A 25,123-nucleotide genomic window follows, 5' to 3' on the forward strand; every position below is an offset into this window, starting at 1 on the left:
CTTATTTGGTAAAAGTGTTTTGCAATATCTTTATACCGTACTCTCCCGTTAAGGGGGAGGAGTCCATACATCTCCCACAAACCAAGAAAAGAGCCAAAAATGTGTCTTCACCAAATCCACACCCACAAAAAAGCCGCCCTTTTTACAAAGGGCGGCTTTTCAATATTTGCTAAGTCGCGCTAAAGCGCGACCTACAAACCCTTACGCGTCGCGGTAAGTATCAACCGCTGGGCAAGAACAAATTAGGTTACGGTCGCCGTATACGTCGTCGATACGGGTTACCGTTGGCCAGAATTTGTCTTTTGCTACGCTTGGTACTGGGAATGCCGCGTAGAAGCGATCGTATGCACGGTTCCAGTCGTTGCTGAGTACGTCTGCTTGCGTGTGTGGTGCAAATACTAATGGGTTATCTTCGATAGACCATTCGCCTGATGCAATCTTGTCGATTTCACCTTTGATAGAAACCATGGCTTCGATAAAGCGGTCGATTTCTACCTTAGACTCAGATTCCGTTGGCTCAACCATAAGTGTGCCCGCTACTGGGAACGACATTGTTGGTGAGTGGAAGCCGTAGTCTTGTAGACGCTTAGCAACGTCCATTTCGGTAATGCCTGTGGCTTCTTTCAGTGGGCGAAGGTCAACAATACATTCGTGAGCAACGCGGTCGTTACGGCCACGGTATAGAATTGGGTAGTGCTCGCTCAACTTAGCCGTTAGGTAGTTAGCGTTCACGATTGCCATTTCTGTTGCTTGTTTTAGGCCTTCGCTGCCCATCATCGCGATGTATGCCCACGAGATAGGTAGAATAGCAGCAGAGCCGTAAGGTGCCGCAGAAACCGCGCCGTTACCTACGTTTGTGCCTTCTACGTTGATCACGCTGTGGTTAGGCATAAATGGCGCTAGGTGCGATTTAACACCGATAGGACCAACACCTGGGCCACCGCCACCGTGTGGAATACAGAATGTTTTGTGTAGGTTTAAGTGTGATACGTCAGAGCCGATTGAACCTGGGCTAGTTACCCCAACCTGCGCGTTCATGTTTGCGCCGTCCATGTATACTTGGCCGCCGTGCTGGTGCACGATGTCGCATACTTCACGGATAGATTCTTCGTATACACCGTGTGTAGACGGGTAAGTGACCATGATGCACGATAGGTTTTCAGCTACGTCTGCGGCTTTCGCGCGTAGGTCTTCCATATCGATGTTACCGTTTTTATCACAGTCAACCACAACCACTTTCATGCTTGCCATTTGTGCAGACGCAGGGTTTGTACCGTGCGCTGAACTTGGGATCAAACAGATGTTACGGTGGCCTTCACCGCGAGACTCATGGTACTTACGGATCGCGATAAGACCTGCGTATTCACCTTGTGCACCTGAGTTTGGCTGTAGTGATACTGCGTCGTAACCTGTGATGTTCACAAGCCAGTCATGCAGCTCAGTCATCATGATCTTGTAACCTTGTGCTTGATCGATTGGGCAGAACGGGTGTAGCTCTGCAAACTCAGGCCAAGTTACTGGGATCATTTCAGCGGTTGCGTTTAGCTTCATGGTACACGAGCCCAATGAGATCATTGAGTGGTTTAGTGCTAAATCTTTGTTTTCAAGACGCTTGATATAACGCAGCATCTCGGTTTCGCTGTGATAGCTGTTGAAGTTTGCGTGCGTTAAAATTTCGTCGTCGCGCACTAGGCTTGCAGGAATACCTGTGATGTTCTCGCCTGATACTTGTGCGTCTAACGCATCTACATTTAGGCCGTGGTCGTCGCCTAAAATGATGTCGAATAGCTCAGCTACGTCTGCACGCGTTGTGGTTTCGTTTACTGCAATTGAGTATTCGCCGTTGTGGTTAAGGGCAAAGTTCACGCCTTTTGCTACTGCACGCGCCACAACCGCTTGCTTGTCAGCGTCGTCCGCTTTAACGGTAATGGTATCAAACCATGTATCGTGCTTAAGTGCCACGCCTTTTGCTTTAAGACCCGTAGCAAGAATGCTTGCAAGGCGATTAATGCGCTCAGCGATGATCTTAAGACCTTGAGGACCATGGTAAACCGCGTAAAACGCAGCCATGTTCGCAAGTAACACCTGTGCAGTACAAATGTTTGAGTTGGCTTTTTCACGGCGGATGTGCTGTTCACGAGTTTGCATCGCCATACGTAGCGCGTCGTTACCTAAACGGTCTTTAGACACACCAATAATACGGCCTGGTAGTGAACGCTTGTAAGCATCACGCGTAGCAAAGAACGCCGCGTGTGGGCCGCCGTAACCCATAGGTACACCAAAACGCTGTGCAGAACCAAGTACTACGTCTGCACCTAGTTTACCAGGTGCTTTAAGTAGCATTAAGCTCATGATGTCTGCGGCAACACAGGCAATCGCTTTTTTGTCTTGTACTTGTGCGATTAGGTCAGTAACGTCAACCACTTCACCTGATGTTGTTGGATATTGGAATAGCGCACCAAAAATCTCGTGGTTAGCAGCGTCGCTAGCAGGACCTACTACTACTTCAAAACCAAACTGCTCAGCACGCGTAGATACTACATCGATAGTTTGTACGTGTACGTCGTCGGCAATAAAGAAGATGTTTGCTTTTTTCGCTTTAGATACACGTTTTGCAAGCGCCATTGCTTCTGCCGCTGCGGTGGATTCATCAAGTAGTGATGCACTGGCTAAGTCTAGGCCGGTAATGTCCATAGTCAGCGTTTGGAAGTTAAGTAGTGATTCCAAGCGACCTTGCGCAATCTCTGGCTGATAAGGGGTGTAAGCAGTGTACCAACCCGGATTCTCAAGTACGTTACGTAGGATAACGTGAGGTACGTGAGTTGGGTGGTAGCCTTGACCGATATAAGATTTGAAAACCTTGTTTTTGCTTGCTACTGATTTCAGGTAACTTAGGGTTTCCACTTCTGTGCGGCTTTCACCGATCTGTAAGCCCTCTTCTAAACGAATTGAAGCAGGTACAGTTTGACCGATCAGCTCTTCAACACTAGATACTCCAAGAGCGCTTAGCATCTCGCTCACCTGTGCTGGGCTTGGCCCGATATGGCGGCGGATAAAATCTTGCTTTTGCTCTAACTGTTCAAGAGATTTGGCGTTTGACATTAGTCCAGGTTCCTATGATCCAAATGAAAAAGGTGAATACTGTTTTTATCTAAATGAGATACCTTGGTAACGGCAGTATTCTAAAAACATTGGCATGATCTCGTCATACCTTGAGCAAGCACCCTTGCTCAAAAAGCAACAATAAAAGCCCCTAAAAAGGGGCTTTTATTACTATCAACAAATTAGTCTTCGTCGATTGAATTTGCGTAGCCTTCAGCGTCTAGTAGGTTATCTAGCTCAGACTCATCAGACGCTTTAATTTTGAACAACCAACCGTCACCGTATGCATCGTTGTTTACAGTTTCAGGCGCATCTTCTAGGTCTTCGTTGATTTCAACGATAGTACCGCCGATTGGTGCATAGATGTCTGACGCTGCTTTTACAGACTCAGCTACCGCGCAGTCTTCACCCGCGTCAACTTCATCATCTACGTCTGGTAATTCAACGAATACCATGTCGCCTAGAAGTTCTTGTGCGTGCTCAGTGATACCAACAGTGTATATGCCGTCACCTTCAGCGCGAACCCACTCGTGTGAAGTAGCGTACTTTAACTCGCTAGGAATGTTGCTCATTTTTTTGTTCCTTTGGTCGGTTGCGATGTCACCCCGTGAGCGACATCAATGTTATTCTATTTATTATCTATAAAAACTAGATAATTGACTTGCCGTTGCGAACGAAGCTTGGCTTAACTACTTTAACATCAACTAGCTTCTTACGCATTTCAACTTGTGCAGTCTCGCCAATTGAACGAGGTACACGCGCAAGCGCTACACTGAAGCCTAAAGTTGGTGAGAATGTACCAGAAGTGATAACACCTTCGCCACCTTCTACGATAACTTTAGAACCACCACGTAATACGCCTTTGCTTTCTAGGACTAAACCTACCAGCTTATCAGTGCTTTGCTCTGCACGCTGTTTAGTGATAGCTGCACGACCGATAAAGTCACGCTCCTCTGGCTCCCATGCAATTGTCCATGCCATGTTCGCTGCAAGTGGAGACACCGTCTCGTCCATGTCTGAGCCGTAAAGGTTCATGCCCGCTTCTAAACGTAGCGTATCACGTGCACCTAGGCCAGCTGGACGCACACCTGCGTCTAATAATTTTTGCCATAAGTCCGCCGCACCGTCGTTGTGCACTACGATCTCATAACCCTCTTCACCAGTGTAGCCTGTTGTTGCGATAAATAGGTCGCCAGCTTGCACACCAAAGAATGGCTTCATGCCTTCAACAGCCGCTTGTTGTTGTTCGTCTAGGATAGTTGCTGTTTTTGCTTTTGCGTTTGGACCTTGTACCGCAATCATCGCGTACTCAGGACGCTCAGTAACTGTCACTTCAAAATCTGCTGCTACCGCACCGATATGTGCAAGGTCTTTTTCGCGTGTTGCAGAGTTAACTACTAGGCGATATTGCGTTTCAGTGAAGAAGTAAATGATAAGGTCATCAATCACGCCGCCCTGCTCGTTTAGCATGCCTGTGTATAGCGCCTTACCAGCCACAGTAAGCTTAGCTACATCGTTTGCAACTAGCTTTTGTAAAAATGCCTTTGCGTCTACACCTTCGATATCAACAATCGTCATGTGTGAAACGTCAAACATGCCCGCGTCTTGACGCACCGCGTGGTGCTCTTCAATTTGTGAGCCATAATTGATTGGCATTTCCCAACCGTGGAAGTCTACCATTTTCGCGCCAGCTTCTAGGTGCTTCGCGTGTAGTACTGTTTTAGAAGTCATACTTATCCTTCACTTTTTTACTCAGCCGCCATCGGTTGGCGCTGAGGGGGTTATTGTTATCGCGCTTACGATAACTGCACGGAATTTATGAAACGAGTTTAAAACCAGCGTCAGTGAGCGTCGTTTGCCACTTATCTAATACAGCAGCTTGCGCAATCAACTGATACTGTTGCTGTTCGTCCACCAGCAAGGTCGTAATAAATACTTCACCGCTTTGCTTACCATAGCAGGCATTTTTATCTGAGATCCTAAGGCCTGGCGTTAACGTAAAGTCACTGACTAAACGCTCAAACGCAAGCTCACCGCTTATGGTGGCAGCAACTAAATCATGACGGCGAACCAGTTCAATATCAAACTCGTCAGCATGGCTATCAATCAGTGTTGCCAGCTCAGCGGCTGCGCTTTCACTTACGACAAAACGGTAAGCCGTTTCACTAAAATAGTACACGGCGAAATTTTCGCCACTGTCTAGTTTGCCTTGAAAACCTAAACCCGGTGCCATTAACTTATTCAAGTTAAGTGCAAGAATTTGGCTTAAGAAAGGCGTGGTCTCAAAGCCGCTGAAATCGAGTACAACAACAGCATCAGTTGGCATGTAATGGTTTTGCGCCGGAACACTGCCCTGACGGTGCTTTGCAAAGATAATTGGCGTGACGCTCATGGCACTACCTTAGTGAAATTTCGATGAGCAAAAGTATAAGGATGCGCAAACTCAACAACAAATTGTATTTACTTATCAATTGATAAATAATATTAATGTACTTGGGTTTTATAAATTGCATTTCCTTATATGAAAAACTTATCAATTGATGGATTAAGAACGCTGGTCACTGTGGTCGATGTCGGTGGATTTGCCAAGGCTGGTGAACTGCTTGGCTTATCTCAACCTGCTGTTAGCTTGCAAATCAAACGTTTAGAAGACATGCTAGGTTGCAAGCTGTTTAAAAAACAGGGCCAAAGGCAGGTGTTGAATCAATATGGTGAGCTACTTTTGCCTCTAGCCAAACAAATGCTGCAGCAGAACGATGCAATTATTCAGCAATTTACCTCTGAGAGTGTGACAGGCCGAGTACGTTTAGGCATTCCCAGCGAATTTGCAGCACGGATCTTACCTTCTATTATTGGTGATTTCGTTTCTTTATATCCTGATGTTGCATTAGAAGTTAAATCAAGATTGAGTAAACACTTACTTTCTGTAGTAAGGCAAGACCAGTTTGATTTGGTGCTAGCGCTTAATGAAGAACTCTCATCCTCTAAATATCCAGTCTTTATGCAAGATCAATTAGTTTGGGTTGGCGATTTATCGCTTGCGCAGCATTCGGTTGTCACTTTAGTCACCGCGCCGGAGGGCTGTATTTATCGCCGCCGCGCTATCGAAGCGCTGCAGCAAGTTGGATTACAATACCGGATTGTATATAGCAACGCCGATTTAACCGGCCTTACTGCCGCTTTAAAAGAAGGGCTCGGGATCACTGTGCTGGCCAAAAGCACCGTGCCAGCAGAGCTGCCTTATCAGACCCAAACTCAGGTATTACCCGAACTAGGCCAAATCGGTATCAGCCTAGTCAAAAACACCCAAGAATCCGCCCACGCGGTTGATAAACTCGCTGAGTTTATCGCATTGAGGTTAGGTTAAAAGATCGCGATGTAAAATCGCTCCCACCAACAATATAAAACCTCTGTGGGAGACGCCTTATGCGGCGATCTTTTTATTTACCGCCTATCGCTTCTTTGGCGAACAGGTGTTTGATTGGGCCGAGGTTGTCGACCAAGCTCAGGCCCACACCGCGTATTAGCTTTTTAAGCGGATGGTTGCCTTCAAACAGCTCTTTAAGCCCTTGCATCATGGCAATATGCTTTTGGGCATCTGCTTTTCTGCTGCGCTCATATTGGCGCAGTATCCGTGTGCTGGCAAATTGCTCTTGCGGTGCTGATAACAAGGTGATCAGATAGGCAGCGTCTTTTAGCCCTAAATTCATGCCAAGGCCTGCAAGCGGGTGAATGGTGTGTGCCGCGTCGCCCATTAAAACGATCCGCCCTTGCATCCATTGTTTTGCATAGCGCATAGTCAAAGGAAAAACATGTCTTTCGCTAATCAATTCACACACACCGCACTGCATATCAATTGCAGCACTCAACGCTTTATTAAACGCCTCGACCGGCATGGCTTGTAGCTGCTTTGCTTTATCCGGTGCGGTTGACCATACAATTGAATGAGTATGTGGATCATCTAGCGGCAAAAAGGCCAACGGTCCATCAGGAAGGAACACTTGTCTTGCTGTTGCATCATGTGGCGCTGCGGTTTTTATCGTTGCAACCAGCGCATGGTGATCATAATCCCAATACGTGATTGGCATATTAAACTGCTGGCGAATAGCCGAACGTGCACCGTCAGCCGCCACTACCAACTTGGCCATCACAGGTTCACCAGTCGCTAAGGTTAGCAACACATCTGTGTCTGTTTGATGCAAGCTTTGGTATTTTGTGTTCCACATCAGTTTGGCCGATTGCTGTGTTTCAAGTGCTGTTAACAACGCATAGCGAATGGCATCGTTTTCAATGATGTGACCAAGCTCAGGTAAGTCTAGCGAGACATTATCAAAGGCGATTTTACCAAAACTGTCTTTATCGCGTACATCCATACGAGTATATGCCGCGGCGCGCTGCGCTTTAATATCAGGCCACACGCCCAAGCGCTCAAATAAAGCCTGACTTGCAGCGCTTATCGCACTCACGCGTGCGCTGTATTCTTGTGCCAATGGTGTTGGTTTTTCACCACTGTCTAGCACTAATACCGAGATATTTTGCTGCGCAAGCCCCAGCGCCAGCGTTAAACCAACACATCCACCACCAACAATACAAACTTGAACTTGTTGCATGCCAACTCCTTTATCCTTTATATCCCATCAATTGCTTGGCCAGCGGCGCTCTTGCTGTTTTGGACAGCGCCATGGTGAGTAGACCTAAACTACGACCTAAGGCTAAAGTTCTTGATGAGTTTGAAAATAGTCGAACGAGCGCATCGGTTAATGTCATCACCGTATTTATATCTTGCGCTCGCGCCAGTTGATAAGCACGCGTAAATTGAAAACTTCCCCACTCTTCAAGCGTATTTGCCTGACATTGTGAGGTTAGTACTTGAATATCTCGTAGACCCAAATTAAAGCCCTGTCCTGCAATGGGATGAATGGCATGCGCCGCATTGCCAATCACCACCACGCGATGATGTGTGAGTTGCTCTACTCGCCCAAGCACCAGCGGATAGCTTGCTCTCATGCCCACTTGCACAAAGCGCCCGGCGCGATAACCAAAGGCTTGCTGCAATGCTGCTAAAAACTCGTGTGCTGTCATCGCTTCAAACTCGCTGAGGTGCTCATTTGGCATACACCACACCAGCGAATAACGATTATCACTCATTGGCAGAAGTGCCATCGGGCCATGTTCGGTAAAACGCTCGAACGCCTGACCACCATGAGCCGTGTCGATTTGCACATTGGCAATCAATGCACCTTGCTCGTAGCCTATGCTATCAAAGCCGATATTGAGCTTAGCCCGCGTGGGAGATTGCGCGCCATCCGCAACAACCAGTAATCGACTTTGTAATTGCTCGCCATTATCGAGCGTCAGTTCAACCTGCTCTGGTTGTTGATGTATATGCGCCACTTGGTTTGGGCAAAACAGTGCAATATCAAGATTGCTCAACTGCTCGTGTAAAAAGCTGCCATAAGGATTGACTTCAACCACATAGCCTAACGCTTTTTGGTTGTAGTCTTCAGGATTGATCCACGCTTTACCAAAGTGACCTCTGTCAGAAACATTCACTTGTGTAATTGGCTCAACGTACTGCCACTCGGGATTAAATAGATTTAGCTCGCCCAAAAATGCGACCGATTGCGCAGCAAGCGCAATACTACGGTCGTCAAAACTTGGATGCTGTTTACCTTTTGGCGCAAAGGCTTCAATAACCGCAATCTTTGCCTGCGGAGAGACTTTTTTTATGGCGATGGCGGCGCTGGCTCCTGCCATACCCCCACCAACCACGACGACATCAAACTGTTGCACGCAAAGTGTCCACTAGTTATTCATTAATGCTTCTATTTCTGCGATGGTTTTTGGCACCAGTGCGGTTAAGTTTTCATAACCTGACTCGGTGACCAACAGATCATCTTCGATACGAATGCCAATTCCTTTATACTCGTCAGGAACTTGCGCATCTTCGTCAAAATACAGACCTGGCTCAATGGTAAGTACCATGCCAGGTTCAAATGGACGATCCGCTTCATCTAACTTGTATTCACCGACATCGTGAACATCAAGACCTAGCCAATGACCTAAACCATGCATGTAAAATGCTTTGCATGCCTGCGCTTCTAGGAGTTCGTTAACGTCGCCCGCAAGAATGCCTAAATCTACTAGTCCTTGAGTCAATACAGTCATCGCCACTTGATTGGCTTTGACTAATGTACCACCCGGTTTTACTTCACCAAAGGCCGCATTTTGCGCCGCCAATACCAACTCATAAATCTTACGCTGCGCATCAGTAAACTGGCCGTTTACAGGGAAAGTGCGAGTTATATCAGCCGCATAGCCTTCAAGTTCACAACCCGAATCAATCAGTACTAAGTCGCCGTCCTGTAGCGCATCACAGTTGTCGGTGTAGTGTAAAATCGTCGCATTGATGCCGCTGCCAACAATGGTGCCATAGGCTGGGTGACGCGCACCGTTCATTGCATAATGATGATGAATTTCGGCTTCAAGCTGGTATTCCGTCGCGCCCGGCTTTGCAAACTGCATCGCGCGTTTGTGCGCCTCAGCACTAATTCTGCCCGCTTCGCGCATAATGGCGATTTCAGCATCCGACTTAAATAAGCGCATTTCATGGACGAGTGGACGAATATCTTTGATGATCTCAGGGGCACGATAGCCCTTTTTCGGTGCGCCACGCAATGTACTCAGCAACTGCCAAACCTTATCATCAAAGGCGCTATATGTGCCTTGCCCGTAAAATAGTACCTTGCGACCATTCACAAGATTTAAGAGCTCGTCATCAAAGTCACTCAATGCGAAGGTCTGGTCGAGTTCAAGTTGCGATTTAGCTTGCTCGTAGCCCATCCGGCGACCATGCCAAATCTCAGCAACCTTATCTTTATTACGACAAAACAGCGTAGACTGCGCATTGCCGTCTCTGTCTTTCGTAAGCACCAAAACCGCATCCGGCTCTTTAAATCCCGTCAGGTAAAAAAAGTCACTATCTTGGCGAAACGGAAATTCGGTGTCGCGGCTACGGGTTAACTCTACGGCCGCAGGAATAATCGCTACGGCGTTGTTATCTAATGCCGCAATAAGACGCGCACGGCGTGCTACAAACTCGCTGTTTTTTATCATAATTAATGTATCGTCTTTGATGTACTAACGGACTGGGGCTCTTTACCCATTTCAGCAAAGCATAACAATGTAGAAACACGCACATATTCTACCACTTCGAGCAGTGCTTCTTTATCGTCGTTGCTGTCTTCAAAACCAGTATCAAGCTTAGTTATTTCGCTAAAATCGTTAATCACTTCTTTAACATCTGCAGATAACTTACCGTAATCTTTTTGCTTTAAACCAAAGCCTAGTAAAAAGCCTGATACCCAAGCAATCAGCGCGTTAGCTTGGTCATGTAATGACTCGTCCTCTGGCGGCAAGTAAAGTTCAAACTGGAACTCACCGTCGTTAAAGTGCTCGGCAACTTGTTTATATAAATCGATGCAAAACTCTCTAATTGGCGCTGAAAATTTTTGACCGTCGTTAAATACGTCGCTCAATAGCCCTAAATACTCTGAATCTTCGATATTCAGACCACAGGCCAATAGCCCAGAAATGGTGCCGTGAACTTCGGCAGGGGCAATAAATAATTCGTGTTTTTCTAATAGCAATTGAGCTTGCTGGTAGTCTTTGAATTCGCTCATAAATACATTCCCAAGCAATTGATACTCCAATGCTACCACCGCAGCCTTTGCAACTCCAACGAATTGTATGATCAGCCTCAAGGCTGCTTTAGATTTCACCAATTTGGTGAAATAGATATGGCGAATGAATGGGTGTGTAAGAGATAAAGGGGTTGCAGAGCAAGTCCACAATCCCATTAAACTAGCTGGATTGGCTTTATTTACCGCTTGCGTTGATCTTTATAAGTTCAGACAGCGTTTCTGGATTTTGTGCCATAGCCATGGATAGCTGTTGCCCAAGCGCCATAATGTTTTGGCTTTGTGGTACGGTCACAGAAATTGACAGCGACTCCATTCCAGATACAAAGCCAGTGATTGCATCTTTTAACTCTTGCGGCATCGGTGAATACATTAACTGCTGTGCTACCATCGCTTCAAAGTCAACTTTGGACATCCCTTGCTGTGCAAGTTCGGCATCCAAAAGCTGTGCTAAGTTGCCATCGTTATTAATATTAAAGCTCATTGATTTTAGCTCTAGTGACTGCATTGCTAACATCATTTGTGATTGCAGCTGAAGTTCTTTCTCTAGACTTTGAGTATCATCTTGAGCCTGTAACCCAGCCAATGAAGCTTCCATAAATGCTTTACTATTATCAAAAGCCGCGTCAAAAGAAGTCTTCAAAATACCATCCGCCGCAGTCACAAATTTAAATTCACTAGCACCAGAAGATTCATTGTAAGCAAGGCTCGTTTTTAACTGATAAGTTGCACCGACTAAGTCTTTTGACATACCTTGTGTAAGTTCGGCAGCCTCTTCTGTTAACTTTAAACCAACTAATTCAAGCTCAGAATAAGGGCTAATTTTATCTTGTTGGTATCCCAACACATTTAGCTTATCGATAGTGAACAGCCGCTTACCTTGTTCCGTTTCTGATATCGTTAGATCGCTGATTTCAACACCACGTGTAAACAAATCTACTGAACTGTTGGCAAACTTCACTTCGAGGCCACTGTCTTGTTCGAAGTTTTCTATCTGTTTGGTGATCTCTTGTTTCACTTGCTCATTTACATAATAGTTTGCGCCAACATACCCTGCGCCTGCTAACACCACAACGGCAACTGCTAATGTGGACTTATTCATATTTCACTCCATTATTTAAAAAAGTGCCTCAAGCGCTTCGCTAAGGCTAGAGACGGCAACAATTTCCATCCCTTCAATATTTTCTTTTGGTTTATTTGCTTTTGGTACAATTGCTCTTGTAAATCCATGCTTAGATGCTTCACGCAACCGCTCTTGCCCACTTGGCACAGGGCGGATCTCACCTCCTAACCCCACCTCACCAAATACCACCAGCTGCCTGTCTAACGTTTGGTTTTTAAAGCTTGAAACCAGTGCGGCTATTAAGGCTAAATCAGCGCTGGTTTCGGTCACTTTGACACCGCCAACAACGTTTACAAACACATCTTGATCCGACACCTGCAAACCGCCGTGACGATGCAATACCGCAAGTAGCATGGCTAAACGATTTTGTTCCAAACCAACAGTAACGCGACGAGGGTTGGCGAGCTGCGAATAGTCTACTAGTGCTTGGACTTCCACGAGTAATGGTCGCGTACCTTCCCAAATAACCATGACTAATGAGCCTGGTGTTTGCGCTTCGCCACGATTTAAGAAAATGGCCGAAGGATTGTTTACTTCCTTTAGACCTTGGCTTGTCATAGCAAACACACCCAATTCGTTTACAGCACCAAAACGGTTTTTATTGCCACGTAAGGTTCTAAAGCGACTGTCGGCACTACCTTCCAACAAAATGGAGCAGTCAATACAATGCTCCAGCACCTTAGGGCCGGCCAGTGTACCATCTTTAGTTACATGCCCCACCATGATAATGGCAACCTGATTAGTTTTGGCAAAACGCGTCAAATAAGCAGCGCTTTCACGTACTTGAGAAACCGACCCGGGTGCCGATTGGATATCACTCATGTGCATTACTTGAATTGAGTCGATAACCATAATACTTGGCTTTTCACGAAGCGCGAGCTGACAAATCGTCTCAACATTGGTTTCTGCGAGTGTTTTAAGCTTATTTGTAGGCAGCCCCAATCGTGTCGCACGCATGGCAACTTGTTGCAGCGACTCTTCACCAGTGACATACAGAGTGTTCATGGTTTCGGCAAGGCGACACATGGTTTGCAGCAACACCGTACTTTTACCAGCGCCGGGGCTACCACCAATTAATATTGCACTTCCCGGTACAACACCACCACCAAGTACACGGTCAAACTCTTTAAAGCCTGTTGAAAATCTAGGTAATTGTTCTAGGTTAACTTCATCTAAGGTTTGTACTTTAGCTTCAACAAGACCGGCATAACCTGACGTTGAACCGCCTTGAGGGACTGATTTTGCTGATGGAACGCGAAATTCTGTTACGGTATTCCATGCCTTACACTCTGAGCACTGGCCCTGCCAACGCGCGAATTCGGCACCACAATCACTACATACAAATGCTGTTTTCTTTTTTGCCATAAATTACAGGTATATATCTTGCTTAAACACAATAATAGGTTAAGAATAAACTAATAAAGCGCCAATGTTGACATAATATTGGCGGTGACCCAACTGGTCACATAAAATGAGCGCGTGTAAAACTGTTTATGCCTGAAGATAGATTACAAAAATATCAAAGCTTAATTGAAGATTTAAAGCTGGATCTTGGCGATCCGGCTTTTGATCGCATATTTAAGCAACGTACTGCGGACCTATCCAAGCCGGACCAATTTCTATTAAAAATGGAAATGTCGCGGCTATCTCAGCCCGTGGCACGATTTATTGACCTCAGAGGACAAGTCGCAGGTCAAGTTAAGCCTTATGAATATGAAGGCAAACAGCACTTTATGGATGACTTAGCAATCGAAGTATTCGAGCGGGAAGTCGCTAAACATGGGGGTTATACCCTTGCAGTTTACGAATCCGTAATGAGTACCGACAATAATTATAAGGTCATGCAAAAGCAGGCCAAAGCACGCGAAGAAGAAGTAGAAAAGGACGCGGTCAATCATAATTACACTAAACTAGTCCGTTTCGCGTCGTACGAAAGCCGCTCCGAAGAGCGCATGAATTACTCCATTAAGATCACTGTGGAACTGGCAAAAAATCGCCCTAAGGTTTCCGCTACTACCTCCGATATTTCCCTCAGCGGCGCTAAAATAAAATTACCGACCAATCAACAGGTAGATCCTGGACAAATTATTTCGATCCGCTTAGTGGGTCTCGAGCAAGACTTTGAACTTGGCTTGAAAGAAGGTATTCAGTATGAAGTCGTCGCCGTAGAACCCGGCACAATTGAATACAACCAAGTTCGCTTAAAACGCACATTTATCGAGAAAAACCAAGGTTTTGATGACTTTTTAAATAGTTTTATACACGGTAACAAACGCCGCTATAAGATAAATCTCGACAACACTTTGGATGCCGTCGTTTGTAAAGGCTACGAACAGTATTATTTTCCACGCGTCTGCTCTTTGTTTGTTTTCATCAGTGAGAAACAAAAACAGCTTTATCCAAGCATGGTGCTTACCAACGAAAATAACGCCCATATCAATTACTACTTTGAGGACGAAAGAAAACAATCAGGCCTTTATTCCGTCTTCAACCAAAAACGAATGCAGCGACTGCTTGCGCTTTCTGGCGCGGTAAAAGAAGCGGTATGCCATGTGTTTACTCACTCAAGTCAAGGCAAAATGTACTTTTACTCAGCCTTTGACTTTGAGCTGGAAGAAATGCAGCAACTAAACGATCTGTTCTTTGCCTTTGGCAGCCAAAAAGACAGCTGGCGCACGTTTAAAGTACAACTCATGCCAAGCCATCATGAGGATGCGTTTATCCCGCTTTCGCTTCCCGCAAGTGCAGGCAAAAATGTCGAAAAGCTAAATAAACGCCCCACCCCAAGGGTGCAAGGCTTTATCCAAGACGTGAAATATCTCATGTTACTGACAGATATTGGAAACCCGTCGATCACTGAGCGATTCCAACGCCTGAGTTACGAACAAAGTTTAGTTAATCAGTTAAAGAAGTTCGGTCACGGCAAGTCAGCCACTCCTCCTCCGCTTGAGGTGGTTGCGTTAGAATACGTTAACTTGCGTGCACACAGGCGCTACCTTTATAAAACCAATGTCGTCGTTCATATTGATGGTCAAGGCACGTTCAACTGCGTTACCCGTGATTTTTCTGTCATGGGTTTACAAATAGAGTGCGGCCAAGAAATGCCGCTGAGTAAAGGTGACTCAATACACTTAGACTTAGTCGATTTGCAGAGACTGACGAAACAGCACAATTTAACGAATTTGCGCTATGAAGTAATGATGGTCAATAAAACTAAAACTATCATTAACTTGAAAGTGCAGAAAATAGGTCAACTCGACCATTCTGCCATGGGGTTCTTTAAAGCCCTTATTGAGAGCAACAAAGACAAGCTGGTTGCTTGTGATGAAGCGCCAAAGGTGCCGGGGCTATCACTTGCACTGCGTAACATGGTGACTAAATCCGTTTGTCAGTTTCCACTTTATTTACATAAAGAAACTTCACATAATGCGGTGGGAGCAATTGGACAGGGGCTTTACCCGACATCCCTTCACCACTTATTGCATTCGTTTAGCGATAATGACGATAACACCTTGGACGCCAAAGCCGTTTTCCCCGACCGTTTCGTCGAAGAAAAGCTCACCGAAATTCTAAAAACAAAATCGCGACAGGATAAACCACTCAAATACTTGGTGTTTATTAAGTTTGATCCAAACCAAAGCAGTCAACATGAAGCGGTAGGTGCGCAAGTTATTGCCCATGAAGAGGCCATTGATAGCCTGTATTTGTATGCTAAAAAAGCACTACGCAATGACCTACTCTTTGTCTATCAGCTTTATGTATCAAAAACCGGCCGCCCAGATATGGATTATCTTGCGAATGAGCTGCGCTATGTAAGCCACTATGCAATCCACAAAGCAAAAGACCTAGAAGAAGCGCTTTGGTCGGTAACTGGGGTGTGTGATTTGATAGATGTTACAGAATATGTGGTTCGAAACATGGGCTTTGATGCGCCGCTTGTTACCAAAATGGAAGAGCAGAAAAAGCGCTGGTTAGAGGCCAATTTTAAACACTGATTTCAACTGCTCCATATGCCCTTACAGTATATGGAGCATTTGTTATAAAGGTGTGTAATTTGCAGCTAGGGCTACTCCACCCAACCAAATAGGGTTAATACTGCGATAATCACGAGATAAAACAAAATATTACGTTTCACGAGGCGCATCATACAGCTTGCTTCAAAAGTACAACCTAAAAACTGTTGCTCAATTTGCTCAGCCGCAAGTGCAGTGCTTGTGACGATTTGACGATTTGTGGTTTTAAAATCTAGCACATACTTCAACCAACTTGACGTGCCTTTACTGAAGTTACCGATGATCAAAAAACCAAAGCTTGCGATCCGAGCAGGAAGCCAATTTAGCCAATAAAATAACCGGCAAAACTGCTCAAACACATGCTGTAGTGGCGGATTTTCTTGCTCATGATGCCAATGCACAATCTGTCTTACCATCGCATATAGCACAGCGCCCGGCGCGCCCAACGCCACAAACCAAAAAATAACTCCGCAGTAATGTTGAAAGTTGATCCACGAAAGCGTCTGACCAAACGTCTCGCCGCCCGGCTCATCTTCTAATTTGTCTTGCCCCATTTGCAACGCATAAAGCGTAGCCGCTTCGTTATCACCTCTGGTCAGCGCATTCAAATAGCCTTTATAAAGCTTGCGATATTTTGCACAGCCAAAACAGACTAAGAGCACACAGATATTGATTGCAAACTGCCAAAACACAAAGTCACTTAGGCTGTAAATAAAAGCAACGATCAATGCAGGAATAACTAACCAAAGCATCACACCGAAATGCGAGCCCAACATGGCATTTGGCTGAGTCCAAGATTTGGTTTTCGCGTAGTAACTTTGCAGGTAATGGTCGACTTGCCAGTAGTTCGCCCGCGCGCCAAGTCGTTCAATAATAAGCGCGATGATGATTGAAATTAAGATCATGCTTGCCTAGCTCTCTTGGTTATTTAACAAGGTAAAATAATGCTGCCAATCAAATGCAGCCCCTGGATCTGTCTTTCTTCCAGGAGCAATATCATTGTGCCCTACAATACGATCATTCGTCAGCTTTGGATAGTGCTGCTGCAGCCAACGCGTTGTTTTTACTAAACTCGCATATTGCGCTTCGGTATATGGCGTGGTGTCTGTCCCCTCCATTTCAATACCAATTGCAAAATCATTACAGCGCGTTCGACCTTGCCACTGCGACACTCCTGCATGCCAAGCCCGTTCAATAAAGGGAACGTATTGGGTGATGCTACCGTCACGACGTATAACGCAGTGCGCCGACACCCTTACTCCCTCTAAATCAGAAAAAGTTGGATGTGCGCCGCAGTCCAGCGTGCCCATAAATAACTCTTCCACGTACGGCGTGCCAAAGCACCCTGCAGGCAGCGAGATATTATGGACCACCAGTAAATCTATCTCGCACGCTTGTGGTCTTTCATCGTAATGCGGGGATTGCTTATGCTTAGCAAAAGGTAGCCAATTCAAAGTATTAGTTCCAAGCCTTGGTTTGCATTCGATTATAAAGACAAAATAAGACAAAAGGTAGGGATGGGTTTATGTGTAGTGTAACGATAGTACCGGGGCATAAAAGACATAAAGGTTCGCACAGCAAAACACATTATCGCAGCAGCAGGTTTACCCCGCGAAATAAAAGCCACCTCGCCAAATTTCGTGAATTCTTCTCCATCAATTGTACTCCTAGGCAAACGCGCGTAAAATTCGGCCATTGCAGAAAAAATGAAAAGACAACCTATGATTGACCAAAACCTTATCAGCCAATTGGTAAAGCAGGCGCTAGACGAAGACCTTAATTATCAAACACCAAACGAAGGTGATATTACCGCAGCCCTTATCCCAGAAACGCAGCAAGCAAATGCCTATGTGATCACAAGGGAAGATTGTGTGTTCGTTGGCAAGGCGTTAATCGAGGAGGTTTTTCAACAAGTTGACCCAAGTGTTAGCGTCAACGTACTTGTGAACGACGGCGATTTTGTTGCCGCCAACACTCGCTTGTTTACCGCAAGCGGCTCAGCAAGAGCGATTCTAACCGCTGAACGCACGGCGCTTAACTTTGTACAAACGCTATCGGGCACGGCAACCACCACAGCAAAATATGTTGAGATTTTAAGTGGTACGCAAACTAAACTACTAGATACACGTAAAACCATCCCAGGATTAAGAGCGCTACAAAAATACGCCGTTAAATGTGGCGGTGGTAAAAATCACAGAATTGGTCTATTCGATGCATATCTTATTAAAGAAAACCACATTGCCGCCTGTGGCAGTATCGCTAAAGCCGTTGCGACTGCGCGTAATAACCACCCAGACAAGCCGGTAGAAGTTGAAGTAGAAAACCTAGGCGAATTACAACAAGCCTTAGATGCTGGCAGCGATATTATTATGCTGGACAACTTCAGCGTAAGTGAAATTCAACAAGCGGTTGAAATCACGCAAGGCAAAGCCAAGCTGGAAGTCTCTGGTAATATGACCATTGAAATTTTGACGACTTACGCACAAGCTGGTGTTGATTTTATTTCAAGCGGCGCACTGACCAAGCATGTACAAAGCATCGACCTGTCGATGCGCTTTGAATAATGTAAAGTTTTAGACAACTACCTCTCTTTTATACATGTAAAAAGGGCCTTGATTGAGCCCTTTTGTTTTTCTGTCTTACTTAATGTGGCATTCAAGCTATCAATGCGACACTGCCAGTAATGGTTCAATTTTCTGTAGCTAGGGCCTGTTGATCTTTCAAGTTTGTTTTTGCAGCAGTTTGACTGGTATTTATACAAGGCAGAGCCTGCGTAGCATAGTTATTCTATGTAAGTCAGGTGATAACACAGTAGAAATGCCAGTCAAGCGCTGCTCTTTGGGTTCACCTGAGTGCGCTTTGTTCATTGTTGCTCAACTTTTGCCTAGATTACTAGGCGGCAAGTCGAGCGTCGCGACCAAAACACACTCAGAAGAACAAAAATCAAACAGCAAAGGTCAACAGGCCCTAGCCTTATTCAATAACAAAATCGCTACCATAAACGGAGTGTTCTGCACTTTCCCGTAATCCCACGTAATAGATAAAGTTTTCTATTTCGTTGACAAACCTACTTAAAACCCGTTAAATACGACAAAAGAACTAGAGTGTAACAAGATCTTAATGTTCGGTAACGATTGGTTCCGTTCGTTTTTTGAACCGATATTAGGAAAGCTTGAGCTACCGCAAGAGAATCAATAATTTATTATTAAAATTCAATTGCTGAGCTCAGCGTTTACTATTAAAGTAAATGTTAATTGTGATCGCTGAAACTAAATCGGTGCTACACTTCTAGTTGATTAGGGAACGGTCACAAACTTAACGGGTTTAGCTTTTAAGATTTTTGAATGATGAGCTTGTTGCATCTTCTTGGTCGCCGTTAAGTCAATTTGAGCACACCAGTTTGTTGATTCGATGGATTGGTAATTATTGCAAAGGTTTTAATAAACGCTTAACTTAAACATTGTACGGTTAAGTCACTTAAAATTTAGGAGACACATCATGACTCAAAAACAACAGGGTGGTTTTACCCTAATCGAACTAATGATTGTAGTAGCAATCATCGGTATTCTAGCTGCGGTAGCTTTGCCTCAGTATCAGGATTACACCCAACGGACTAAAGTTGCTGGTGCTGCTGCTGGTATTGCATCTTATAAAACAGCGGTAGCATTGTGCTCACAAGTCAATGGTGCGTTAACAGCTTGTGATGCTGGTGCAGAAGGAATTCCAGCTGCAATTGCAACAGGTAATGATGGAGCTACTATCGCGTATGTTGACCAGTTATCTGTTACCGACGGTGTAATTGCTGTAACTACAACAGCAACGGCTGCAGATGGAACATTATTAACCCTAACACTAACTCCAACAACAACTAATGGTACTCTTAATTGGGCGCTTACAGGCACCGGATGTTCAACTACTGGTCGCTCTATTACATGTGACGGTAACTAATCTTGTTTGGCCAGCTTTCGCTGGCCACAAACTCTAGTTAGGTACTTATAATTGAAAGATTCCAGCAACCAGCTTGAGACATTCCAATGGGTCGGTGTTAATAATCGCGGCAAAAAGCTCGAAGGCGAAATGACCGGGCAAAGTGTCGCCTTGGTTAAAGCCCAGCTAAGAAAGCAAGGCATTACCCCATCTAAAGTTAAGCGCAAACCTAAACCCCTTTTTGGCTTTACTGGCACTCAGAAAATAAAACCCGTTGATATAGCAACAACAACTCGTCAAATCGCGACTATGCTTATGGCTGGCGTTTCGCTTGTTCAAACGTTAGAAATGCTGACTAGCGGGATAAAGAATAAGAGCTTATCAAAGTTAGTCGGCCATATTTGTGATGAAGTAAAGGCGGGCCAGCCTCTTGCTAAATCTTTAAGAGCATATCCTCGATATTTTGATGAACTCTATTGTGACCTTGTCCATTCAGGGGAGCAATCAGGAGCACTTGATACCATATTTGACCGCATAGCACTCTATAAAGAAAAAACAGAAGCACTTAAGTCTAAGATTAAAAAGGCGCTATTCTACCCTATTGCCGTAGTGGCTGTAGCACTCATAGTTACTGGTATTTTGCTTATTTTCGTTGTGCCTCAATTTCAAGATATTTTTGCCGGTTTTGGTGCTGAACTCCCCGCCTTTACGCTAATGGTCATCGCGATTTCCGAATTTATGCAGGAATATTGGTGGGTATTTGTACTTGGTATTGGCCTTTTTGGTTATACCTATAAAGAAATGCTTATTCGCAGTCCTGCGGTAAAGCATTTTAACGACCGTATGATATTGCGTATCCCAGTGATTGGCGAGATCCTCAAAAAGGCAGCGGTGGCGCGTTATGCTCGTACGCTTTCGACCACCTTTGCTGCGGGTGTCCCCCTTGGCGATGCACTCGATTCTGCCGCAGGTGCATCGGGTAATATTATTTATAAAAATGCAATTACTGAGATTAAAGCAGAGGTCAACTCGGGTAACCAAATGCACTGGGCAATGCATAACACCAAAGTCTTCCCAGATATGGTAGTACAAATGGTGTCTATTGGTGAAGAATCGGGCTCGCTAGATGGTATGCTGGCAAAGGTCGCTAACATTTACGAGCAAGAGGTCGATGATGCGGTAGATGGCCTTTCTAGCCTATTAGAACCATTAATTATGGTGGTACTAGGCGTACTGATCGGTGGCCTGATTATTGCCATGTATTTACCGATATTCCAACTAGGTTCAGTTATTTAATTTTGTTCACAAAATTACACTATTTAGAGGTGCAGTGCTGTGCCTCTCAATAGTGCTGTGTGGTAAACTGCAAAAACCTATACCGAGCATGCCTCGAAAACTTAAACAAAAAAATATAAGCAAGCGCCCAACTTATGCAAGATATTATCAACTTGATGCAAACCCAGTTATGGTATTGGTTACTCACCGTCGGACTCGTTAGTCTTTGCATCGGCAGCTTCCTCAATGTGGTTATTCTTCGTTTACCTAAAATGATGAAGCAGAACTGGCAGTCAGAATGTCGCGTGTTGCTCGCTGACGAGCTTCCAAAACAAACCGCTGAAGCACCCGTGTTTAATTTAATTAAACCAAGCTCTCATTGCCCCAGCTGCAAAACACCGATTAAAGCGTGGCAAAACATTCCACTGATCAGCTGGCTATTATTAAAAGGCAAATGCAACCACTGCGACGCGTCAATCTCTGTACGCTATCCTTTGGTAGAGCTAACAACCGCCCTACTCTCCATATGGGTTGCGTGGCATTTTGGTGCCACTTTAGAAGCCACTCTGTATATTTTGATTACTTGGGTGTTAGTCGCACTTACGGTTATCGATATCGACGAAATGTTGCTGCCAGATCAGTTAACGCTACCAACTTTATGGTTAGTACTGGTTGCCAGTTGTTTTGGTGTTGGCATTGAGCCCAATGATGCCATTATCGGCGCGGCCATAGGTTATTTGAGTTTATGGAGCGTGTATTGGCTCTTTAAATTACTCACTGGTAAAGAAGGCATGGGCTATGGCGACTTTAAACTGCTAGCCATCTTTGGTGCATTGATGGGCTGGCAAGCAATCTTAACCATAGTGCTACTTTCAAGCCTGGTCGGCGCAATTATTGGTAGCATCCAATTAAGTGTTCAAGGCAGAGATAAAGCCACCCCAATCCCATTTGGCCCTTACTTAGCCATTGCAGGCTGGATCACCCTAATGTACGGCGAGCAGCTGCAGCTGTGGTACGTAAACTTAATAATGTAAAGTAATACAATGCTAAAAACGAATAGTTGGATTTTAGGGGTGACGGGCGGTATTGGTGCAGGTAAAACGGCCATCACTAAACACTTGCAGCAAAAAGGGATAGTAGTTGTTGACGCCGATATCGTTGCACGAGAAGTAGTCGCGCTAGGCAGTACAGGGCTACAAGCGATTGCTGATGAGTTTGGCAGTGCCATTTTACAGCCTGACGGCAACTTAGATAGAGCTAAGTTAAGAGCCATTATTTTTGCTGATGCCGATAAAAAACAGTGGCTTAATGAGCTACTTCACCCGCTTATCCGTAATGAAATACTCACGCAGTTAAACGAAGCGCAAAGCGATTACGTGGTTTTAGCGGCGCCCCTGCTGTTCGAAAATGGTTTAGAGCGCTACTGCGATGCCACTTTACTTGTTGATGTTGCTGTTGATACGCAAATCGCAAGAACAACCAGCCGAGATTTGGTAGATGCAGCGCAAGTAAAACGTATTATCGAGTCGCAGTTACCGCGCGCAGATAAACAAGCAAAAGCGGACTACATCCTAGACAACGACCGACCGCTACTTGAAAGCCTGCAAGAGACAGATAGATTACACAATGAGTTTATCAATCTAGCAAAAGTGAAAGTAAGACTAAATAATTAGTAAAATTTACTCTACACTCAACGTGATAACTTGGCATTTTTCCAACTTAATGATAAATATTGAATATGCATTCAATGTGAAGGCAAAGAGGTACTATGGAACATCATTCCCCGCTACTGCGTAAATTTATTACCTTAGGGCGAGTCACTGCTGAGCAAATAAAGTCTCGCCAGCCAGAAGCAAACACCACCGCCGAGTTAATTTGCCTAAGTTCAGGAATGAGCTCCAAAGAGCTAGCTGAAGAATGCCTAGACTTATTCAAAGTGCCCTTTTTTAATCTTGATCACTTTAACGTTAGTGAAATTCCACCAGCACTAGTCAAAGAAAAACTGATCCGTAAGCACCATATTTTACCGCTGGTACAAAAAGGTAGAAAACTCTACGTTGCGGCTTCTGATCCTACTGACTTTGGCGCATTTGAAAACTTTGAGTTTAGTACTGGATTACAGTGTGAAGTACTGGTAGCCGACTACAAAAAACTCGAAGCAAAGATTGATCAGCTGTTTGATGCAACGGGCGGCCTCTCGATCTCTGAAGAAGAATTTAAAGAATTTGCCGACTTAGAAGTTGATGACGAGCCTAAACAGCAAAACACCAACGAAGATAAAGACGATGCGCCAATCATCGTTTATATCAATAAAATCTTAATGGACGCGATAAAAAAAGGCGCGTCGGATCTACACTTTGAGCCCTACGAGAAGAAATATCGCGTGCGTTTTCGTATCGATGGCCTGCTGCATGAGATGGCAAGTCCACCAAACACACTAGCAACTCGCCTCGCCGCCCGTATCAAAGTGATGGCGCACTTAGACATAGCAGAAAAACGCAAACCGCAAGATGGCCGCATCAAATTAAAGATTTCCGAGCGCAAAAGTATCGACTTTCGTGTGAGTACGCTGCCTACCATGTGGGGCGAGAAAATCGTAATGCGTATTCTAGATTCGTCCAGCGCCATGCTCGGCATTGACGTGCTAGGTTATGAACCTGAGCAAAAACAACTTTACCTCGACGCACTAGAACAGCCTCAGGGCATGATTTTGGTAACCGGACCAACAGGTTCCGGTAAAACCGTGTCACTTTACACTGGCTTGAATATTCTTAATCAGCCAGAGCGCAATATCAGCACGGCAGAAGACCCTGTCGAAATAAACCTTGAGGGTATTAACCAAGTACAAATCAATACCAAAGCGGATATGACTTTCGCCAATGCCTTGAGAGCATTCTTGCGTCAGGATCCGGATGTGGTGATGGTTGGTGAGATCCGTGACCTTGAAACCGCTGAGATCTCAATAAAAGCCGCCCAAACTGGTCACTTAGTATTGAGCACCCTGCACACCAACTCTGCGCCTGAAACGCTCACCCGTCTATTAAACATGGGCGTGCCGGCGTACAACGTAGCAAGCTCGGTGAGCTTGATTATTGCCCAGCGTCTCGCAAGACGTCTTTGTCCTAAGTGTAAAACACCTGAAACGTTGCCGGAAGAAGCCTTGTTAGGGCAAGGCTTTACTGCCGAGCAAATTAAAGAGATTACCCTTTTTGCACCTAAAGGCTGTGAAAGCTGCACCGATGGTTACAAAGGCCGTGTGGGTATATATGAAGTAGTAAAAATCACGCCAGAGCTTTCGCACCTGATCATGGAAGGAGGCAACTCTCTTGAGATTGCCGAAAAAGCAGAGCAGTTAGGTTTTGATAACTTACGTAAATCTGGCCTGAAAAAAGCCGCTGCTGGGGTGACATCGCTTACAGAAATCAACCGCGTAACAAGTTATTAAGACTGATTGATTAAGACAAAAAGATCGCGATGTGAAATCGCTCCTGCAACTAAGGTAACACCTGTGTGGAATCGCTTTATACAGCGAGCTTGATAAAAAAGATCGCGATGTGAAATCGCTCCTACAACTAAGATAACACCTGTGTGGGAGCTGCTGTATGCGGCGAGCTTTATGAAAAAGATCGCGATATAAAATCGCTTCCACAAATAATCTAACCTCCCTGTGGGAGCCGCTTTACGCGGCGAGCTTGATAAAAAAGATCGCGATGTGGAATCGCTCCTACAACTAAGATAACACCCGTGTGGGAGCCGCTTTACGCGGCGAGATTGATGAAAAAGATCGCGATGTAAAATCGCTCCTACAAATAAGCTAACATCCGTGTGGGAGCCGCTTTACGCGGCGAGCTTGATAAAAAGATCGCGATGTGGAATCGCTCCTACAACTAAGCTAACACCCGTGTGGGAGATGTATGGACTCCTCCCCCTTAACGGGAGAGTACGGTATAAAGATATTGCAAAACACTTTTACCAAATAAGGA

At 45.1% G+C, this 25,123-nt stretch carries 20 protein-coding genes; 8 read left to right on the forward strand and 12 right to left on the reverse strand.

Annotated features, from left to right (window positions below):
• Positions 1-201: 201 nt before the first annotated feature.
• The 4 genes from gcvP to EXT48_RS12870 all read right to left on the reverse strand — a co-directional run bounded on the left by gcvP (position 202) and on the right by EXT48_RS12870 (position 5,494).
• A complete protein-coding gene (gene gcvP / locus EXT48_RS12855) occupies positions 202-3,102 on the reverse strand; it encodes an aminomethyl-transferring glycine dehydrogenase (protein ID WP_099031206.1) in 2,901 nt (966 codons plus the stop codon).
• Between the two features lie 182 nt (positions 3,103-3,284).
• The gene (gene gcvH, locus EXT48_RS12860; protein ID WP_039491974.1) at positions 3,285-3,674 is read right to left on the reverse strand and encodes a glycine cleavage system protein GcvH; all 390 of its coding nucleotides are present in this window, start codon (positions 3,672-3,674) and stop codon (positions 3,285-3,287) included.
• Between the two features lie 76 nt (positions 3,675-3,750).
• A complete protein-coding gene (gcvT, locus tag EXT48_RS12865; protein ID WP_010370538.1) occupies positions 3,751-4,833 on the reverse strand; it encodes a glycine cleavage system aminomethyltransferase GcvT in 1,083 nt (360 codons plus the stop codon).
• An 85-nt stretch (positions 4,834-4,918) separates the two neighbouring features.
• The gene (locus tag EXT48_RS12870) at positions 4,919-5,494 is read right to left on the reverse strand and encodes a hypothetical protein (RefSeq protein WP_010370535.1); all 576 of its coding nucleotides are present in this window, start codon (positions 5,492-5,494) and stop codon (positions 4,919-4,921) included.
• Positions 5,495-5,623: 129 nt separating this feature from the next.
• On the opposite strand from EXT48_RS12870, the gene EXT48_RS12875 reads away from it, so the two are divergent.
• A complete protein-coding gene (locus tag EXT48_RS12875) occupies positions 5,624-6,469 on the forward strand; it encodes a LysR family transcriptional regulator (protein ID WP_130164702.1) in 846 nt (281 codons plus the stop codon).
• 73 nt (positions 6,470-6,542) lie between these two features.
• Here EXT48_RS12875 and EXT48_RS12880 read toward each other — a convergent pair whose 3' ends face one another.
• From EXT48_RS12880 to radA, 6 genes are all read right to left on the reverse strand, one after another.
• Complete coding sequence (locus EXT48_RS12880; protein WP_130164703.1) at positions 6,543-7,712, reverse strand: FAD-dependent monooxygenase; 1,170 nt, start codon at positions 7,710-7,712, stop codon at positions 6,543-6,545.
• 10 nt (positions 7,713-7,722) lie between these two features.
• Positions 7,723-8,895, reverse strand: coding sequence for a 2-octaprenyl-6-methoxyphenyl hydroxylase (ubiH, locus tag EXT48_RS12885; protein WP_039491971.1), 1,173 nt, complete (start codon positions 8,893-8,895; stop codon positions 7,723-7,725).
• Positions 8,896-8,907: 12 nt separating this feature from the next.
• Positions 8,908-10,218 (reverse strand): Xaa-Pro aminopeptidase, encoded by a 1,311-nt coding sequence (gene pepP, locus EXT48_RS12890; RefSeq protein ID WP_130164704.1) that lies wholly within the window; start codon positions 10,216-10,218, stop codon positions 8,908-8,910.
• Between the two features lie 2 nt (positions 10,219-10,220).
• Complete coding sequence (locus EXT48_RS12895) at positions 10,221-10,784, reverse strand: UPF0149 family protein (RefSeq protein WP_026000986.1); 564 nt, start codon at positions 10,782-10,784, stop codon at positions 10,221-10,223.
• 196 nt (positions 10,785-10,980) lie between these two features.
• Complete coding sequence (locus tag EXT48_RS12900; protein ID WP_130164705.1) at positions 10,981-11,904, reverse strand: DUF945 family protein; 924 nt, start codon at positions 11,902-11,904, stop codon at positions 10,981-10,983.
• Between the two features lie 15 nt (positions 11,905-11,919).
• Positions 11,920-13,290: a DNA repair protein RadA gene (gene radA, locus EXT48_RS12905; protein WP_010370516.1), complete on the reverse strand. Its 1,371-nt coding sequence runs from the start codon at positions 13,288-13,290 to the stop codon at positions 11,920-11,922.
• Positions 13,291-13,418: 128 nt separating this feature from the next.
• On the opposite strand from radA, the gene EXT48_RS12910 reads away from it, so the two are divergent.
• Positions 13,419-15,920, forward strand: a complete 2,502-nt coding sequence (locus tag EXT48_RS12910) for a PilZ domain-containing protein (RefSeq protein WP_045990161.1) — start codon at positions 13,419-13,421, stop codon at positions 15,918-15,920.
• A 71-nt stretch (positions 15,921-15,991) separates the two neighbouring features.
• On the opposite strand, the gene ampE is transcribed toward EXT48_RS12910, so the two are convergent.
• Both ampE and ampD read right to left on the reverse strand, forming a co-directional pair.
• Positions 15,992-16,843 carry a beta-lactamase regulator AmpE gene (gene ampE, locus EXT48_RS12915; RefSeq protein ID WP_130164706.1) on the reverse strand — a complete coding sequence of 284 codons (852 nt, stop codon included), beginning with the start codon at positions 16,841-16,843 and terminating at the stop codon, positions 15,992-15,994.
• A 6-nt stretch (positions 16,844-16,849) separates the two neighbouring features.
• The gene (ampD, locus tag EXT48_RS12920) at positions 16,850-17,392 is read right to left on the reverse strand and encodes a 1,6-anhydro-N-acetylmuramyl-L-alanine amidase AmpD (protein WP_010607337.1); all 543 of its coding nucleotides are present in this window, start codon (positions 17,390-17,392) and stop codon (positions 16,850-16,852) included.
• Between the two features lie 267 nt (positions 17,393-17,659).
• Here ampD and nadC point away from each other — a divergent pair, with 267 nt between their 5' ends.
• The 6 genes from nadC to pilB all read left to right on the forward strand — a co-directional run bounded on the left by nadC (position 17,660) and on the right by pilB (position 24,585).
• A complete protein-coding gene (gene nadC / locus EXT48_RS12925; protein ID WP_130164713.1) occupies positions 17,660-18,502 on the forward strand; it encodes a carboxylating nicotinate-nucleotide diphosphorylase in 843 nt (280 codons plus the stop codon).
• 934 nt (positions 18,503-19,436) lie between these two features.
• Entirely contained in the window at positions 19,437-19,886 is a 450-nt protein-coding gene (locus EXT48_RS12940) for a prepilin-type N-terminal cleavage/methylation domain-containing protein (RefSeq protein WP_130164708.1), read from the forward strand.
• A 51-nt stretch (positions 19,887-19,937) separates the two neighbouring features.
• Entirely contained in the window at positions 19,938-21,161 is a 1,224-nt protein-coding gene (locus EXT48_RS12945) for a type II secretion system F family protein (RefSeq protein ID WP_130164709.1), read from the forward strand.
• 134 nt (positions 21,162-21,295) lie between these two features.
• Complete coding sequence (locus EXT48_RS12950) at positions 21,296-22,174, forward strand: A24 family peptidase (RefSeq protein WP_130164710.1); 879 nt, start codon at positions 21,296-21,298, stop codon at positions 22,172-22,174.
• A 9-nt stretch (positions 22,175-22,183) separates the two neighbouring features.
• Positions 22,184-22,813 carry a dephospho-CoA kinase gene (gene coaE, locus EXT48_RS12955; protein ID WP_130164711.1) on the forward strand — a complete coding sequence of 210 codons (630 nt, stop codon included), beginning with the start codon at positions 22,184-22,186 and terminating at the stop codon, positions 22,811-22,813.
• Positions 22,814-22,908: 95 nt separating this feature from the next.
• On the forward strand, positions 22,909-24,585 hold the full coding sequence (gene pilB, locus EXT48_RS12960) for a type IV-A pilus assembly ATPase PilB (protein ID WP_130164712.1): 1,677 nt from the start codon (positions 22,909-22,911) through the stop codon (positions 24,583-24,585).
• The last annotated feature ends 538 nt before the right edge of the window (positions 24,586-25,123 follow it).

Origin of the sequence: Pseudoalteromonas sp. CO348 (assembly GCF_004208845.1) — a bacterium.
Classification (GTDB): Bacteria; Pseudomonadota; Gammaproteobacteria; order Enterobacterales; family Alteromonadaceae; genus Pseudoalteromonas; species Pseudoalteromonas maricaloris.